The organism is Collinsella aerofaciens, assembly GCF_040926405.1.
GTDB lineage: Bacteria > Actinomycetota > Coriobacteriia > Coriobacteriales > Coriobacteriaceae > Collinsella.
This window is the reverse complement of the sequence record NZ_JBCOIG010000004.1, coordinates 24,107-40,974: the sequence shown is the minus strand read 5'-3', so window position 1 is coordinate 40,974 and position 16,868 is coordinate 24,107. Positions and strand designations below refer to the sequence as shown.

16 protein-coding genes are annotated in these 16,868 nt (G+C 57.6%); 9 read left to right on the top strand and 7 right to left on the bottom strand.

Going from position 1 to position 16,868, the window contains the following annotated elements; all coding sequences use genetic code 11:
- Window positions 1-304: 304 nt before the first annotated feature.
- From gyrA to AB5758_RS02720, 7 genes are all read right to left on the bottom strand, one after another.
- The gene (gene gyrA / locus AB5758_RS02750) at window positions 305-3,022 is read right to left on the bottom strand and encodes a DNA gyrase subunit A (RefSeq protein WP_368141479.1); all 2,718 of its coding nucleotides are present in this window, start codon (window positions 3,020-3,022) and stop codon (window positions 305-307) included.
- 208 nt (window positions 3,023-3,230) lie between these two features.
- Window positions 3,231-5,261, bottom strand: a complete 2,031-nt coding sequence (gene gyrB, locus AB5758_RS02745; RefSeq protein ID WP_368141473.1) for a DNA topoisomerase (ATP-hydrolyzing) subunit B — start codon at window positions 5,259-5,261, stop codon at window positions 3,231-3,233.
- A 105-nt stretch (window positions 5,262-5,366) separates the two neighbouring features.
- Window positions 5,367-5,930 carry a DciA family protein gene (locus AB5758_RS02740; protein ID WP_368141472.1) on the bottom strand — a complete coding sequence of 188 codons (564 nt, stop codon included), beginning with the start codon at window positions 5,928-5,930 and terminating at the stop codon, window positions 5,367-5,369.
- A complete protein-coding gene (gene recF, locus AB5758_RS02735; RefSeq protein ID WP_368155353.1) occupies window positions 5,917-7,017 on the bottom strand; it encodes a DNA replication/repair protein RecF in 1,101 nt (366 codons plus the stop codon). The genes AB5758_RS02740 and recF overlap by 14 nt, the downstream gene beginning before the upstream one ends.
- 15 nt (window positions 7,018-7,032) lie before the next feature.
- Complete coding sequence (gene dnaN, locus AB5758_RS02730) at window positions 7,033-8,136, bottom strand: DNA polymerase III subunit beta (protein ID WP_022094338.1); 1,104 nt, start codon at window positions 8,134-8,136, stop codon at window positions 7,033-7,035.
- A gap of 238 nt (window positions 8,137-8,374) precedes the next feature.
- Window positions 8,375-10,111 (bottom strand): DnaA ATPase domain-containing protein, encoded by a 1,737-nt coding sequence (locus tag AB5758_RS02725; RefSeq protein ID WP_368141470.1) that lies wholly within the window; start codon window positions 10,109-10,111, stop codon window positions 8,375-8,377.
- A gap of 15 nt (window positions 10,112-10,126) precedes the next feature.
- The gene (locus AB5758_RS02720; protein ID WP_368141469.1) at window positions 10,127-11,479 is read right to left on the bottom strand and encodes an ATP-binding protein; all 1,353 of its coding nucleotides are present in this window, start codon (window positions 11,477-11,479) and stop codon (window positions 10,127-10,129) included.
- Between the two features lie 345 nt (window positions 11,480-11,824).
- On the opposite strand from AB5758_RS02720, the gene rpmH reads away from it, so the two are divergent.
- The 9 genes from rpmH (at window position 11,825) to AB5758_RS02675 (ending at window position 16,864) form a co-directional block, all read left to right on the top strand.
- Window positions 11,825-11,959, top strand: coding sequence for a 50S ribosomal protein L34 (gene rpmH / locus AB5758_RS02715; protein ID WP_019127408.1), 135 nt, complete (start codon window positions 11,825-11,827; stop codon window positions 11,957-11,959).
- A gap of 20 nt (window positions 11,960-11,979) precedes the next feature.
- Window positions 11,980-12,318, top strand: coding sequence for a ribonuclease P protein component (rnpA, locus tag AB5758_RS02710; RefSeq protein ID WP_006236191.1), 339 nt, complete (start codon window positions 11,980-11,982; stop codon window positions 12,316-12,318).
- Entirely contained in the window at window positions 12,315-12,539 is a 225-nt protein-coding gene (yidD, locus tag AB5758_RS02705) for a membrane protein insertion efficiency factor YidD (protein ID WP_082222962.1), read from the top strand. The genes rnpA and yidD overlap by 4 nt, the downstream gene beginning before the upstream one ends.
- A gap of 29 nt (window positions 12,540-12,568) precedes the next feature.
- Window positions 12,569-13,339, top strand: a complete 771-nt coding sequence (locus AB5758_RS02700; protein ID WP_006236192.1) for a YidC/Oxa1 family membrane protein insertase — start codon at window positions 12,569-12,571, stop codon at window positions 13,337-13,339.
- A 44-nt stretch (window positions 13,340-13,383) separates the two neighbouring features.
- The gene (locus tag AB5758_RS02695; RefSeq protein WP_022093802.1) at window positions 13,384-13,953 is read left to right on the top strand and encodes a Jag family protein; all 570 of its coding nucleotides are present in this window, start codon (window positions 13,384-13,386) and stop codon (window positions 13,951-13,953) included.
- Window positions 13,954-14,049: 96 nt separating this feature from the next.
- Window positions 14,050-14,787, top strand: coding sequence for a 16S rRNA (guanine(527)-N(7))-methyltransferase RsmG (rsmG, locus tag AB5758_RS02690; protein ID WP_252204612.1), 738 nt, complete (start codon window positions 14,050-14,052; stop codon window positions 14,785-14,787).
- A 134-nt stretch (window positions 14,788-14,921) separates the two neighbouring features.
- Entirely contained in the window at window positions 14,922-15,722 is an 801-nt protein-coding gene (locus AB5758_RS02685; RefSeq protein WP_215673721.1) for a ParA family protein, read from the top strand.
- Window positions 15,715-16,620: a ParB/RepB/Spo0J family partition protein gene (locus AB5758_RS02680; RefSeq protein ID WP_195361607.1), complete on the top strand. Its 906-nt coding sequence runs from the start codon at window positions 15,715-15,717 to the stop codon at window positions 16,618-16,620. The genes AB5758_RS02685 and AB5758_RS02680 overlap by 8 nt, the downstream gene beginning before the upstream one ends.
- A complete protein-coding gene (locus tag AB5758_RS02675) occupies window positions 16,610-16,864 on the top strand; it encodes a hypothetical protein (protein ID WP_149926478.1) in 255 nt (84 codons plus the stop codon). Before AB5758_RS02680 ends, AB5758_RS02675 begins: the two co-directional genes overlap by 11 nt.
- Window positions 16,865-16,868 lie beyond the last annotated feature (4 nt).

The window sequence follows — 16,868 nt, the reverse complement described above, 5'->3', positions numbered from 1 at the left end:
GTCCATCGCGCAAGGGATATATTAGACGAGTCGTTACGCGCGCGTCAACAACTTTTTTGAAAATCTTTGGAGGGTGTTCGCCCCGGCCGCACGGCGGCATGTGAAGTCGCCTGCTCGGACAGTCCTGACTCGCGCAGAGAGCACATTAAGTGCTCTCTGGCTCGTGCGGAACTCGCGATCGACTTCGCATGCCGCCGTGTGGCCGGGGCGAACGCGAGTCCCGAGGTTTTCAAAAAAGCGGTCGGCGCGCAGTGCGCCGACCGCCGATATATGGGGTCTGATATTTTCTACCAGCTAGGGCCTCTTACTCGTCTAGGAGATCCTCTGGCATGTCGTTGCCGTCGCCTAGGTCGACTGGGGTATTTTCGGCATCGACCGTTGCCTCGGCCTCGGCGCCTTCGCCTTCGGGCTTTTCCTTAGCTGCCGTCATGCGGGCGACAGCGCACACACGGTCGTTGGCGTCGACGGTCATCATCTTGACGCCCTGGGTGGCTCGGCCGGTCTGGCTAATCTCATCGGTCTTGACGCGAATGACCGTCGCGCCTTCCGTCACGATGAACAGCTCGTGCTGCGGACCCACCGTCTTCATGGCCGCGAGGTTTCCCTTGCGCTCGGTCATCTGGATGGTGTAGACGCCCTGGCCGCCGCGGTTCTGCTCCGGATAGTCCGCGACCGGCGTGCGCTTGCCGTAGCCGCGCTCGGTGATGACAAACAGGTCGCCGTTGCCGTTGGTAACCTCCATACCCAAAACGCTCACGCCGTCCTTCATGCTAATACCGCGAACGCCGCTGGTGTCGCGTCCCGTGGCGCGAACCTGGTCCTCGGGGAACATGATCGCCTTGCCCGCAGTGGTGGCCAGGATGATCTTGTCGCCCTCGCGCACACGGCGCACGGCGAGCAGCGCGTCGTCGTCTCTCAGATTGATGGCGATCAGGCCATCACGGCGGCTGCGGTCGTAAGCGCTCATCACGGTCTTCTTGACCATGCCGCTCTTGGTGGCAAACATCAGGTACTCGTCGGCGGGGAACTCGCGGCAGCTGATGACACTCGCGATCTTCTCGCCTTCCTCAAAGGGCAGCAGGTTGACGATCGCGGTGCCGCGCGCCTGGCGCGTACCCACCGGCAGCTCGTGCACCTTCAGGCGGTAGACCTTGCCCTTGCTCGAGAAGAACAGCACGTACTCGTGCGTGGACGCGATAAACATCTCGTCGATGACGTCGTCCTCTTTAAGGTTGACGCCCGACACGCCCTTGCCGCCGCGCTTCTGGGCGCGGTAGGCAGCCACCGGGATACGCTTAACGTAGCCGGTGTGGGTGATGGTCACGACCATGTCCTCGTCGGCGATGAGGTCCTCGACATCCAGATCCTTTTCGACATGGCTGATCTCGGTGCGGCGTTTGTCGCCGAACTTTTTCGAAATCTCGCGCATCTCCTCCTTGATGACGCCCAGGATCTTCTCCTCATGCGCCAGCAGGTCCTCGTAGTAGGCGATGGCGCGGCGCAGACCGTCCAGCTCTTCCTGGATCTTGTCGCGCTCCAGGCCAGTCAGGCGGCGCAGCTTCATCTCGAGGATGGCCGTGGTCTGCTCGGGCGTAAAGCCAAAGCGCTCGATCAGGCGGCCGCTTGCCTCGGAGTCGGTCTGCGAGGAACGGATAATGCTGATGACCTCGTCGATATGGTCGAGAGCCATCAAGTAGCCCTCGAGGATATGGGCACGTGCCTGGGCCTTCTTAAGGTCAAAGCGAGTGCGACGGGTGACGACGTCGACCTGGTGGTCGATGTAGTGCTGCAGCATCTCGCGCAAGCTCAGGCATTTGGGAACGCCGTTGACGAGTGCCAGGTTGTTGGCGCCAAAGGTCGTCTGCAGCGAGGTGTACTTATACAGGTTGTTGAGCACGACCTGCGGAATGACGCCCTTCTTGAGCTCGATGACCAGACGGATGCCCTTTTGGTTGGACTCGTCGCGCATGTCCGAGATGCCCTCGATGCGCTTGTCGTTTACGAGCTGGGCGATCTTCTCCTGCAAGGTGCCCTTGTTGACCATGTAGGGAATCTCGGTAAAGACCAGGCGGCTGCGACCGGTCTTGGTGGATTCCACGTGGGCCTTGGCACGCACGGTAATGGAGCCGCGACCGGTCTCGTAGCTCTGCCTAATGCCGGCGCTGCCCATGATGATGGCGCCGGTGGGGAAGTCCGGACCGGGCATGATCTGCATAAGCTCGTCGACGGTGGCGTCGGGATTGTCGATCAGGTAGCAGGTGGCCTCGATCGCCTCGGTGAGGTTATGCGGGGCGATATTGGTGGCCATGCCGACGGCGATGCCCTGACTACCGTTGACCAGCAGGTTGGGAAAGCGCGCGGGCAGCGCCACGGGCTCGGCGAGCGACTCGTCGTAGTTGGGCTGCCAGTCGACGGTATCCTTTTGCAGGTCGCGCAGCAGCTCCATGGCAGGCTTTGCCAGGCGGCTCTCGGTATAACGCATGGCCGCCGCGCCGTCGCCATCGATGTTGCCGAAGTTGCCGTGGCCATCGATGAGCGGTGTGCGCATGGAGAACCACTGCGCCAGACGAACCATGGCCTCGTAAACCGCGGAGTCACCGTGCGGATGGTACTTGCCGATAACTTCTCCGACCGTCCAGGCCGACTTCTTATGCGGGCGGTTGGGGTAGATGCCACTCTCGTTCATGGCGTACAGGATGCGGCGGTGCACCGGCTTTAGTCCGTCGCGCACGTCCGGCAGGGCGCGCGCCGTGATGACCGACATCGAGTACTCGATGAACGACTGCTTCATCTCGCGGCCGAACTCTGAAATCTGGAGCTGACCGCCGTTGATGTCCTCGCCGGCCGAAGCGCCACGATCGACCGCGCCGAAGCTCTCCTCGAGCTCGGCGTCGTCATCCTCATCATCTTCATCCTCGGCGTCGGGGTTATAGGAATCCGGATCGCCGTCCTCGCCCTGCTCGGCGCGGGCGAGTAGGCGCTTCAGATCATCGGGCATGCCGGCGTCGCCGGCCTCGTCCATACCCTCATTGTTGTTGATATCGTCTGCCACGTTACCTCCTCATGGTTTGCGTGGTCCATTAGTTCCCCACCACGGAGACGGATTACCGGGAACACCGGATAACCCTCCTAGGTTTTCCAGGTGCCCCAGGTTGCCCTGAAGGATGAGGGCGCACGCCTTGCGTGCGGCGCCCGAAATCCTGAAGGGCAAGATGGGGTGCCTGGGAAAGCTAGGCGTCTAAGAATCGTGCGTCATGTGCGTGCTTCTCGATGTACTCGCGGCGATAGCCGACCTCGGAACCCATGAGCTCGCGCACGGCGCGGTCCGCCACCACGGCGTCCTCGATCGACACGCGCTGCAGGATACGGGTCTTGGGGTCCATCGTCGTCGAGGCAAGCTGCTTGGGGTCCATCTCGCCCAGGCCCTTGTAGCGCTGGACGGTATAGCCCTTGCGCTTCTTGGTGATCTTGCCATCCTTGGCCTTGCCGTCCTCGTCGTTGTCGTCGGGGTTCAGGCCCAGGCTCTGAATGGTGTCGCGCAGAATCTCGTCTTCGGGCTGGCGGCCGTTGGGATACACGTAATGGATCTTGTTGCGTACCTTAATGCCAAAGATGGGCGGGCAGGCAACATAGACATAGCCGGCATCGATCAGCGGGCGCATGTACTTGTAGAAGAACGTCAGCAGCAGGATGCGGATATGCGCACCGTCAACGTCTGCATCGGTCATGATGATGATCTTGTGGTAGCGCGCCTTGCTGATATCGAAGTCGCCACCGTCGCCGGCGCTCGTCGTGATGCCGCAGCCGATCGCGGTGATCAGGGATTGGATGGTGTCGCTCGAGAACGCGCGGTGGTCACCCACGCGCTCGACGTTCAAAATCTTGCCGCGCAGGGGCAGAATCGCCTGGATGTCTCGGCGACGGCCGTCCTTGGCCGAACCGCCTGCCGAGTCGCCCTCTACGATAAAGAGCTCGGTCAGCTCGGCATCGCGTACCGAGCAGTCGGCGAGCTTGCCGGGCAGCGACGCCGTCTCGAGCAGGCTCTTGCGGCGGGTCGCCTCACGCGCCTTGCGGGCGGCGTTGCGGGCCTTGCATGCCTGCTGGGCCTTCTTGACGATCTCGCGGGCGGGTTTGGGATGCTCCTCCAGATAATCGGTCAGCCCATCGGTCACGATCTTGAGCGTGAGCGCGCGCATGTAGGAGCTGCCGAGCTTGGCCTTGGTTTGGCCCTCAAACTGCGGGTCGGGCAGCTTGACCGAGATGACGGCCGAAAGCCCCTCGCGCACGTCGTCGCCGCTCAGGTTGGCCTCCTTCTCCTTGAGTAGGTTCTGCTTGCGAGCGTAATCGTTGATCACGCGGGTGAGAGCGGTGCGGAAACCCTCGAGATGCATGCCGCCCTCGGGGGTGTAGATGTCGTTGGCAAACGACATGACGTTCTCGCCGTAGCCGGCATTCCACTGCAGGGACACCTCGACCTCGCCCATCTTGGTCACGGGCGCATCCGGATCCGACTTGCCCTCGATATAGATGGGCTCCTTGAAGGCCTCGGGAACGTCTTTGCCGTCGTTGAGGAACTTGACGAAGTCGATGATGCCGCCCTCGTAGCAGAACTCCTCCACGTGGGGAGTCGCCTCGCGCTCGTCGGTCAGCACAATCTTTAGATTCTTATTGAGGAACGCCGTCTCCTGCAGACGGTTGTGCAGCGTATCGAAATCGTAGACACAGGTCTCGAAAATCTCGTCGTCGGGCCAGAAGCTGACGGTGGTACCCGTCGAATCCGAGGTGCCCACGACCTCCATCTTCTTGACGGTCTTGCCGCGCGAGAACTCCATCTCGTAGACGCTGCCATCACGGCGCACCTGCACGACCACGCGCTTGGACAGTGCGTTGACGACGGAGATGCCCACGCCGTGCAGTCCGCCCGAGACCTTGTAGGCCGAGTTATCGAACTTCCCGCCGGCGTGCAGGATCGTCATAACGACCTCGAGCGTCGGGATCTTTTTGATGGGATGCTCGTCGACGGGGATGCCTCGCCCGTTGTCGACGACCGTGATGGAGTTGTCGGCGTGGACCGTCACGTGAATCTCGGTGCAGAAACCGGCCATGGCCTCGTCAACGGAGTTGTCAACGATCTCCCACACCAGGTGATGCAGGCCGCTGGCGCTCGTCGAGCCGATATACATGCCCGGGCGCTTACGAACGGCCTCGAGACCTTCGAGAATCTTAATCTCGCCGCCATCGTAATCGTTTTCGTTTGCCACACGTCCTCCTTCAGCTAAGAAAATGTGTACAGCCTTACTAGTTTATCGTAAAAAAATACCCTCGGGAGCGAGGGTATTTGGCTCTACAAGGCCACCAGATGCGATTTAAGGCTCTTTCTCGCTTTGCACGCCCTTGGCCCACTCGGCACTGGCTCTCATGGCATTCTCGAGGGCCTCGCGCAGTTTTTGGTCTTCGATGGGCGCCACTTGGCGCTCGATCTCGCCGCGTTCGGCTTCGCTTAGATCGGCGTGCGGAACCGGCGGTCGCTCGGTCACGGCCGGGCGCAGGCGCTCCTTGGCAGCCGGCGGCGTGTGACCGGGCGCGGTCGTTTTGAACACCAGGCCGTCCACATGCGCGCCGGCCCGCTCCATGCGCGCCCGGATGATCTCGCGCAGCAGCGTCATCTCCTGCGTCCACGAGGGCGAATCGAGATACACCAGCAGCTCATTGGACTCGGGCAGGTAGCGCAGGCCCGTCACGTGGCGTCCCTCGCGCGTGCCCGAGCACACCGCATTCCAGGCACGATAGACCGCGCGCGACTCCTCGGCAGCCTCCATTTGCGCGCGGCGCTCAGGTGTCGCGGCCGCCAGGATGCGCTGACGCTCGGCATCCAAAAAGCCGCCAAAGGCAACCGTTCCGTTCTCGCGCTCGTAATTAGCACGCCTCACCCATGCTCACCACCTTGGCTCGTTCAAGCAGGTCATCAGTAAAGTACCCCAAGTTGGTGGTGGTTATGACCGTCTGGATGTCATCACCGATCAGCTGCAGAAAAGCGCCTCGGCGCCCGGCATCGAGCTCGCTCATCACGTCGTCCAAAAGCAGCAGTGGCGCGGTGCCCAGGATATCGCGCGCCACGGCCACTTCTGCCACCTTCCAGGCAAGCACCAGCGTTCGCTGCTGCCCTTGGCTGGCAAACGAACGGGCAGATCGACCCGCAACGGTAAACTCAATCTCGTCGCGATGCGGACCCACAAGCGTCACGCCGCGGCGCATCTCCTCATCGGCACGCTCATCGAGGGCCGCGAGCATATGCTCGTACGCCCAGCCCTTAAGTTCCTCGCGCCCCTCGGTTTGAGGTAAATCCCCCAGTGTGGATACATAGGACACGCCTGCGTCCTCGCCGGACGCCACCTGCCCATACGCGGCGCGCACATGGCCCGCCAGTCGGTCGAGCAGGGCCAAACGATGCACGAGCAGGGCTGACCCGGCGCGGGCGATGGAGTCATTCCACGCACCGAGCATCTCGCGGCAGCACCAGGTCTCCTTGAGCAGGGCGTTGCGCTGCGTCACGCAACGCCCGTAGGTGCTCACCAGGTCGGCGTAACGGGCGCTCAGTTGCACGCCAAAGTCATCGAGGGCGGCGCGGCGCACGCTGGCGCCGCGCTTGACCATATCCAGATGATCGGGGCAAAACAGCACGCTCGGCATAACCCCGCGCACGCCGGCAGCCGAGCACCTCTTGCCGTTACGGCTAAACGAGCGCTTGCCGTCCTCAACACCCAGCCCCATATCGAGCACGCGGCCATCGCCCTCGAGCCTCAACGCGAGCCTGCACGAGCCCGTGCCGTCGTGCACGAGCTCGGTAGCGGTGGGATGCCTAAACGAGGCGCCGCTCGTCAAAAGCTGCAGCGCCTCTATGAGGTTGGTCTTTCCCGCCGCGTTGGGTCCCGCAAGCACCGTCACGCCTTCGTCCAGGTCAAGACGGTAGCTATCGAAACTGCGGTAGCGCGCGACGGAAAGGTTGCGGGCAAACATGGTCATGGCGCAGCGCTAGATGCGAACCGGCATGACCAGGTACAGATAGTTGATCTTGTCGTAGGACTTAAAGATACCCGCCTGCGAGTAGCTCTTGAGCTCCAGCGTGATCTCCTTCTCCTTGGATAGGGCATTGAGGCACCCGAAGATGTAGTGGTAGTTGAAGGCGATGGTGCCCGACTCGCCCTCGGCCTCGACATCGATTGTCTCCTGCGCCAGATCCTGGTCATTGGAGATGGAGGACAGGCCCATCTGGCCGTTCTCGACATCGATCTCGAACTTGACGGCGGGGTTCGCGCTCGCGATGACCGCCACGCGCTTGAGGGCGGCATTAAAAGCCGCCACGTCGATCTTGACGCTCGTCACGCACGAATCGGGGATGAGCTGCTTGTAGTTGGGGTACACGCCCTCGATACGGCGCGACACGTAGGTGGTGTTGCCGGCCTCAAAGACGACCTGGGTGTCGGTAGCCCCGATCATGATGGTCGCCTGGCTGGCCATGATGTTCAGCGCGTCGTTAAAGGCGTCGGCCGGAACGTTGAGTTCAAAGGAGCCCTCGAGGGTTGAGGTCTCGACCTGCGTATCGCACACGGCCAAGCGGAAGGAATCGGTCGCCACCAGGCGCACGGTGTTGTTCTCGACCTTCATGTGCACGCCACCCAGGATGGGGCGGGCCTTGTCAGTCGAGGTGACGCGCCACACGCGGCCGACCATTTCGGACAAGATATCGGTCGGCAGTTCCACGGCGCTCTCGATGGCATAGGCCGGAAACTCGGGGAAGTCATTGGCATCGAGCGTGTTCAGGCGGAAAGAGCTCTTCTCACAACCAATCAGCACCTGACGCTCGGACAGCTCAAAGGTGACTGGGGCATCGGGGAGGGTCTTGGTGATATTGGAGAGCATCTTACAAGGGATAACCATCTCGCCCTCTTCTTCGACATGTGCCGCGATGCGATGACGGATCGAGATGGTGTAGTTAGAGGTCTGGAATTCCAAGATGCCGTCTTGCGCCTTGACGAGCACGCCCGACAGGATGGGAAGGGTGGATGCCGAAGCGACGCCCTTCATAACGACGCCGATGGCTTGTGTAAGCGAGCTCTGGCTGACGGTGAACTTCATCTTTTAATACCTTTCTATAGATATAAATATCTTAATAATAGTAATAGCACTGACGAAACTGTTGATTACTCCCAAAGACGCAGGTCAGACCCAGAAAGAGAATCGACAGCAACCTGTGTGCAACGGGGGTGGTTTTCCACGTTCAAAACCTGCGCAAAACTTTTCATCACCGCGGGTTGGGTTTTAAACACCTTATGCCCGTGGTTTCGACAAGTTTTCAACAGGTGTCTCTATTTCCCTACGAGCGCAGTGTAATTTTATCGCGCAGTGACTTGAGGTCTTCGGTGACGGTGCGGTCTTCCTGGATCATCTTCTGGACCTTTTTGTAGCTCGTGCTGACGGTCGAGTGGTTGCGGTTGCCAAATTCGGCGCCCACCGCCGTGGTCGTCATTTCGCACATCTCGATGGCCAGGTAGATAGCGATATGGCGCGCTTTGGCGATATTGGCGTTGCGACGCGGGCCGATGAGCTCCTCGTGTGTCACGCCGTACTGCTCTTCGATGACGGACTGAACCGTCTGGACGTTGATCTTTTTGGCCGATGTGTCGAAGTACTGGCTGGCGATGGCGTCGATATCGTCAAAGGTGAGCTCCCCGCCCTCGCGCTCGCGGTCACCCGCCTCGCCGGCGCAGCGCTCGCAAAAGCTCTCGAGTTCGCGGATGTTGGTGCCCGAGACCTCGGCCATGTGTTTAAAGTGTTCGTCGGTCAGGTGCCCGCCGTCGCCCCCATAGGCCGCCAGCAGCGAGTCGTCGCCTGCCTCGGGGGCGGCGACGATGGTGTTCTCGTAATAGCGCTGCAAGATCTTGTATTTCATCTCGTAGCTGGGCTCTGCAACCAGGCAGAGCATGCCGGCGTTGAAGCGGCTGGTCAGACGCTCGTCCATGCTTAGGTCCTTGGGGGCGCGGTCTGCCGCGATGACGACCTTCTTGTTGTTGCGGATGAACTCGTCCATGAGCTGGAAAAAGTAGTCCACGCTCGCGCGCTTGCCGATGATGTTTTGGATGTCATCGATGATGAGCACGTCCACGCCGTGGTACGCCTGCATGATGGGAGCGTTGCTCTTCTTTTGACGGTCGAACTCGGTCATCAGGTCGTCCAGATATGCCTGGGAGTTGGCATACTTGACCTTGATCTCGGGCGACTTCTCGGCGAGCTCGTTTTTGATGGCAAGCAGCAGGTGCGTCTTGCCCAGGCCCGATTTGCCGTAGATGAACAGTGATGTGCATGTGCCGCGCTCGTCCGCGAGGGCGGCAAACTTGAGTGCCGAGCGATAGGCATGGCTGTTTTCGGGGCCGTAGACAAAGTTCTCAAAGGTAAATTTTGAGTTCGCGGCGAGCGGGGCTCCATCCGTATTCTGCTCGGCCGGCACGGTCGGTGCTGGCATGGGTGAGGTGGGGGTCGCGGCTTGCGTGGATTTAGTCGGCGCCCCGCCCTTCATCTGGTTCATCATGCGACGAAAATCGTCGGCCGAGAGCGTGTTTTTGATTGCAATGCCCGAATCCGCGCCCGCCGCTGCGTCGTGAGCGATGGGCATGTGCGTGACGGGCGCGTTCGTTGGCGTCGCCGCCGCGGTCGGCAACGGTGCCATGGTTTCACGGGAAACATCGCTGTGCTGGTGCTCGACCGTCGACGCGTCGCCTGCGGAGGCCGGCACCGCCGGGGAAGCAGCGGGAGCCGTGGCGGGCGCCGTGGCGGGCGCCGTGGCGGCAGCGGATTCCGTCGCGGCGCCTTGCGGTGCTACGATGTCGAGCGCGATCGGTGCAAAGGCGATTTCTTCCAGATAGGCCTCAATAGTCGGCTGATGCTTTTTGAGCTGCGCGATGGCAAAGCGCGAGGGGGCCTCGATCGTGAGCGCATCTTCGGTCAGGCTTATGGCGCGCGATTGCCCCAGCATGTTGATGAGGCGTGCATCTTGGCCGTCGCGCTGGCAAAAGGCGATGGCATCCCCCAGGATGATGCTTGCTTCCTCGTCCACTGTCTCTCCCGTTCTTTAGCTCTGAGCTCGCACGCGAGCGGCGCCGAGTTCGGTCAGATGGTATTTCTGGCCATGCTTGATGACCAAGCCGGCCTGCGCCAAGTCATTGAGCGTGCGTGACCAAGTGGGGGCCGAGTTTCCAAACGCCCTCGCCAGATCGGTTGCACCGCACGCTTGATTTTGCGCCAGATAGCCCAGCGCGGCGTTGCCGCGATCGCTTACGAACACGTCCGGTTGTGGCTGCGCATGCTGATTTGCTGCATTAGGATACATCATTTGAGCTGCTGGTTGTTGAGAACTCTGCATCGGTGGCATTTGCTGTTGAAAACTTTGAGGCCACTGTTGGTAAGGCTGCGGAGGCATCTGCTGGGCCCAGGGGTTGTACTGCTGCTGCGGCATCTGCTGGTACGGCTGCTGATATCCTTGCTGGTACTGCTGCGGGAACTGCTGGCCGTACCCCAGTGGCGGCATCTGCTGATATGGATATCCTTGTTGGTACGGCTGATAGCCCATTTGCTGGCCACCCGGTGCGCCCGTCGCCTGCTGCATTGCTGCTGCATCCTGATCCGCCAGCGGCACGGCCTCTGGCATGCTTGGCAGCATCGACATCGATGCCGCCTGGGGCTCTTGTGTAGGAATCATTCCGGGCTGCTGCATCTGTCCCGCGGGGGGCTGCATCTGCTGCGTTGCCATGGGCTGCTGCGCAAAAGCTCCCGGCAGGGGATATGTGGGCTGCTCCGTCTCGGGCCGCACGGCAGCGCCGCGTCCGCCGGCACGCTCGATTTCCTGCACGCGTTTAGGGTTCAGGCTTACCGTAACCACGGTGCCGTTGCCCATGTTGTCCTCGATGGATACGGCACCGCCGGCGTTTTCCAAATACTCCTGCACCATGGGAAACCCTGCTCCGGTTCCACGGATATAGCGCTTCATCTTGCTGTTTGCGCTGGTAACGCCAAAGTCGAAAGCACGTTCCTTGTCGTCGATGCCGGGTCCTTGGTCAGCAAAGCGGATGGTGTCTCCGCCGTCCAGAATCGAGATGATGGGCTCGGCAAAGTGTGCGTGGATAAAGTTTTCGACAATCTCGCGGATGACCATGAGCGAGATATGGCCACCTTGTTCTTTCATGCACTGGTAGACGGTGTTGGTCGTCTCTTCCAAATACGTGCGGACATCTTGCGGATCAATGACGATCACCCGCGGTGTCGACAGCATGTCGTCATAGACGGCGATGCGCGCGGCGTACATGGCTTTTGGCGCCTGCGTGGTCGTCTGCTCGCCTTCCGCACGCTCTTCGCGCACGCCGGTGATGTGCTCGTTGTCGGGTGCCGGGTCTCCGGAATCGACCATGGTGTAAAAGTCGTCAGACATGCCGCTCGCAATCTTTCAAAAGGTTTCGAACAAATAGTAGCTCACCGTGCAACGTTTCTCATCTTTCGACAACTTTTCAAAACTTGTTGAAAACTTTGGAAAATGGGCGAAAAGTTCTCAACATTGCCAACATGACCTGTTGAAAACTCGATGAAATATCGTGAAAGGTTGCCATGAGGCGCAAATTTCGGTTGTGCTTATGGGGGAACCGTGTGAACTGCGCAACCTTTTACCTTTGATTTCTTGACATTTGAACATTGATTTCCCTACAATCTTCAAGCTCACGTGTCTATATCTGCGTCCGCGTCCCCGCGGACACTCGAAATGCAGCAGGAGGAACTTAAGATGAAGCGTACGTATCAGCCTAATAAGCGTAAGCGTGCCAAGACCCATGGCTTCCGTGCCCGTATGGCCACTAAGGGTGGTCGTGCCGTGCTCGCCCGTCGTCGCGCCAAGGGCCGCAAGCGTCTCACTGTCTAGCAGCGATACACACATCTCGCATGAAGACTATTAAGTCTCGGCAAGATTTCGAGCATGTGTTCAGTCAGGGGCGTCGTTTCAATCACCCTCTGATTCGAATGACCATATGTGAATCGGTTGGCGAAGGCGACTCCGGAAGGGTCGCCTTCGTTGGTGCTAAGCGACTCGGTTGTGCCGTCGTGCGCAACCGATCTAAGCGTGTGATGCGCGAGGCCGCCCGCAGCTGCGGATTTCCCGTTGCGGGTTATGACATCATCTTGTTTGCAACTCCCAAGACGAGGGTTTCCTCGCCGCAGGAGATGGACAAGGCGTTGCGTTCGCTTATGAAGCGCGCCGGCGTTGCCGGGGAGGAGCGATGAGCAATCACGTTTTGCGACGTGTTGCCATCGCTCCTATTCGCATATATCAACAGGTTATTTCGCCCTTATTGCCTGACGCCTGCATTTATTACCCAACGTGCTCGCAATACGCCATCCAGGCGATTGAGAAGCACGGTGTTTTGAGAGGCTGCTGGCTTGCCGTGAGGCGCATCGCTCGTTGCAATCCCCTGCACGTCGGCGGTTATGACCCTGTGCCCTAGCGGGCACTCGCTATCGGAGGAAAACTTACATGTGGGATTGGATCGTTAACATCCTTTTCGAGCTGCTCAAGCTCATCCAGACCTTTGCGGTCGACTGGGGCCTGTCCATCATCATCCTGGTGGTCATCATCCGTCTGCTGCTGACGCCGCTCATGCTCAAGTCGACCAAGTCGACGGCTCGCATGCAGGTGCTGCAGCCCAAGATGCTCGAGATCCAGGAGCGCTATGCCGACGATCCCCAGCGTCAGGCCGAGGAGATGCAGAAGTTCTACAGCGAGAACAAGTTCAACCCCATGGCTGGCTGTCTGCCGCTGCTGATTCAGATGCCTATCCTGTTCGCCCTGTTTACATTGCTGCGCAACCTGCCGCAGTACTTTAACGACGGCACGTTCTCGTTCTTCAACATCCTGCCCGACCTGACCACCACGCCGAGTGCTTCCTTTGCCGATGGCTTTATGGTTGCACTGCCTGCGCTGGTTTGCCTGATCCTGTTCGCCGTCCTGACCCTGATTCCGCAGCTCTATATGTCGCGCAACCAGACCGGCCAGCAGGCTCAGAGCATGCGTATGATGGCCGTTGTCATGACGGTCATGATGCTTTGGATGGGCTGGAGCCTTCCCGTTGGTGTTCTGCTGTACTACGACGTCTCGTCTGCTTGGCAGGTTATCCAGCAGATTTTTGTGACGCAGAAGGTCATCGACAAGGCGAAGGCCGATGAGGAGGAGCGTCTTAAGAACGCTCCGCTGCAGGTTGAGGTCACTCGTCGAGAGAAGAAGCCGCGCCCGCACAAGAAGAAGTAGTGGGATATCAATCTTATTTAGGTACCTAACTTTTGGAGTACGTTATGTCTGAAGAGATCATCGAGGATATGCTTGAGGAGGTTGCCCCGCAGGTCGCGGGCGATTATCCCGAGATTGCACAGCGCTACAAGGCTGGTGAAGAGCTGACCGATGAGGAGCTCGACACCATTGCCGATGTTGCTATTTCCATCCTGCGTTCCATCCTTTCGCACTTCGATGCCGCCAACTCTCCTATCGATGAGTATGAGGGCGACGAAGGTGAGCTGATTTTGGATGTAACGGCTCCCGACCTTGCTGTTCTCATTGGCCGTCATGGTCGCACCCTTGATGCCCTTCAGGTTATGTTCTCTTTGCTGGTGAGCCGCAAACTTGGCTTTAGGTATCCGGTTGTAGTGGACGTCGAGGGATACAAGAGCCGCCGTCAGGACAAGGTTGCCTCCATGGCTCAGTCTGCTGCCGAGCGTGCCATTCGCACTCATAAGAGTGTTTCGCTTCCGCCCATGAATGCCTACGAGCGTCGACTGGTTCACATTGCACTTCGTGGCAATGATGCCGTCGATACTCATTCTGAGGGTTCTGACCCTGATCGCCATGTGGTGATTGTTGCTCGATAATCTACTCGAGTTTATGCTAAGGGGACGTGGTTTCCACGTCCCCTTTTTTTGTCAAAAGTTCTCGATACGCTGATTTTTGTCAGAAAGGAGCTTTCGTTGTTAGTACTTACTGATCAGCAAGCTGACGAGATGTTGAGTCGTCTAGCTTTCTATTGCAAAGAGTATTCCTTGAGCGTAACTGATGTTGAGCTGAGGAAATGTATTCAGCATTTGGATTTGGTTCTAGAAACAAATAAGACAACCAATCTCACCCGTATTCTTAACGTAGAAGATGCTGCAGTACTTCATATCCTCGACTCACTTGTTTTGCTCCCCTATATCAACAAGGCTCCTGAGGGAGCTTTGCTCGATATGGGAACAGGTGCGGGCTTCCCTGGTATTCCATTAACCATAACCACGCATCGTAAAGCTACTTATATTGACTCTGTTGGCAAGAAGGTTGATGCGGTAAATTCCTTTGTCCATGCTATTGGATTGAAACATGCCCATGCGGTTCATGATCGTCTTGAAGAATATGCTCGGAGCCATAAGAAGCAGTTCTCTGTTGTAACCGCCCGCGCACTGGCCCCTCTACCGATTCTTGTTGAGTATGCGGCTCCGTATCTGAAGGATGGAGGGCTATTTGTTATAACCAAGGGCAATCCTTCGGATGAGGAGCTTGCTTCCGGCATGTCAGCAGCTAAGATTTGCGGCTTCACTTTGCTTCTGAATGACGCAATTGATTTGCCTGAAGGCTTGGGTCACAGGGAGTTCATTGTTCTTAAGAAGAGTCATCCAGCATCCGTTTCATTGCCTCGTGCAAATGGCGTGGCAAAGAAGAATCCGCTTGCCTAGATGTTTCACGTGAAACATAATGGATACTAACAACTTGCAGTGTTTCACGTGAAACATGGCGGTTGATATCGATTCGGAATGTTTCACGTGAAACATCCTCCGTTTGACAGCTTAAATACACACCAGGAGGGACCGTGGGATTTCGCGACGTTAAGCGTTCAAAGAGCGCAAAAGACACGCGTATCATTGCAATCATCAATCAAAAAGGCGGCGTCGGTAAGTCAACGACGGCTGTAAACCTTGCAGCAGCACTGGGTGAGCAGGGTCGTAAGACACTGATTGTCGATTTTGATCCGCAGGGAAACAGCACCAGTGGATTCGGAATTGAAAAAGAAGACCTTGATCACTGCATCTATGATGCATTGTTGAATGATGTGCCGGCAGAATCACTTGTTCTTGATACAAATTGCAAAAAGGTATTCGTAATTCCAGCTACAATTCAGCTTGCAGGCGCCGAAATTGAGCTCGTAAGCGCAATTGCACGTGAAACCCGCCTCAAAGATTTGCTTGAGCCGATTCAGGACGAGTTCGATTTTATTTTGATTGACTGTCCTCCTTCGCTCGGCCTGCTTACTATCAACGCTTTGACCGCAGCAGACAGCGTTTTGATTCCGATCCAGTGCGAATATTACGCACTCGAGGGCGTTACGAAGCTGCTTGAGTCAATGAAGATGGTCAAATCAAGGCTGAACAAGGGCTTAGACACCTATGGTGTGCTTATGACCATGTATGACTCGCGTACTTCACTATCGAATCAGGTTGTTGAGGAGGTTCAATCGTACTTTGGTGATAAGGCGTTTAAGACGCTAATCCCCCGTACGGTTAAAATCTCCGAAGCTCCGTCTTTTGGAGAACCAGTAATTACCTATGCACCTCAAAATAAGGGTGCAAAAGCATATATGAACCTTGCAAAAGAGGTGATCAAGCGTGCCTAGTGTAAAGAAACGTGGCGGATTGGGACGTGGACTGAATGCTTTGGTCTCAGAGGCCGAGTATGAGACCGGCGGTTCGGCTGCATCGGCTTCAAATGCTGCATCTGAAACAAAACTACCTATTGAGGATATCGTTCCCAACCCTAATCAGCCGCGAATTCACTTTAACGAAACTGAACTTCGCGAGTTGAGCGAGTCAATCCAAGAACATGGCGTTTTGCAGCCGCTTTTGGTTCGCAAGCATGGAAACGGCTATGAGATCATCGCTGGTGAGCGTCGTTACCAGGCGTCAAAGCTTGCTGGCCTTGAAGAATTGCCAGTCATCATTAAAGAGGTAAATGATGAAGAGATGCTGGCTCTTGCTCTTATCGAAAACCTTCAACGTTCAGATCTGAATCCCGTCGAAGAGGCTAAGGGCTATCGACAGCTCATCGATGCCAGCGGTATGACCCAGGAGGCATTGTCGAAGGCAGTAAGCAAGTCACGCTCTGCAATTACAAACTCGCTGCGTCTTCTCGATCTCCCCGAAGTAGTTCAGCAGATGATATTTGAGGGTAAACTTACTGCTGGTCATGCACGTGCGATTCTTGCAGTTCCCTATGAGGATGCTCGAATTCGACTTGCAGAGAAGGTTGTTGCAGAGGGCCTTTCCGTAAGAGCGACAGAAAATCTTGCTCCGTTGTTTTCTGCCGGAGAGACACCTAAGACGCCGAGGCCTGCAACCCCTCAGTCTTTTAAAAAGGCAGCCCGCGTGCTTCGTCAGGTTTTTAATACCAACGTGCGTGTGAAGAGCTCGCGTGGAAAGAATAAGATTGAGATTGAGTTTAAAGACGAGGAAGAGCTCTCTCGTATTCTTGGCGAAATGATTCAGTTTGATCAAGGAGGCCAAGATGAGGAATAGAATTTTAACTGCGATTGCATTGGCGACGACTGTCGCGGCTGGTGCCTTTGCTGGCTATAAGATCGCGACAGACGATGAACTTCGAGGTCGTTTGCTTCGTAGTGCGCAAGATATTGTCGATACATCCAAGAAGAAAATGGATGTTATGACAGAAGATGTTGCCATGCGTACAGCTCAGGTAACGAAGAATCCCAAGATTAATCAGGGTTGGGTCAGCAACCAATGGGAAAATGTAGGCTATTAGGTAC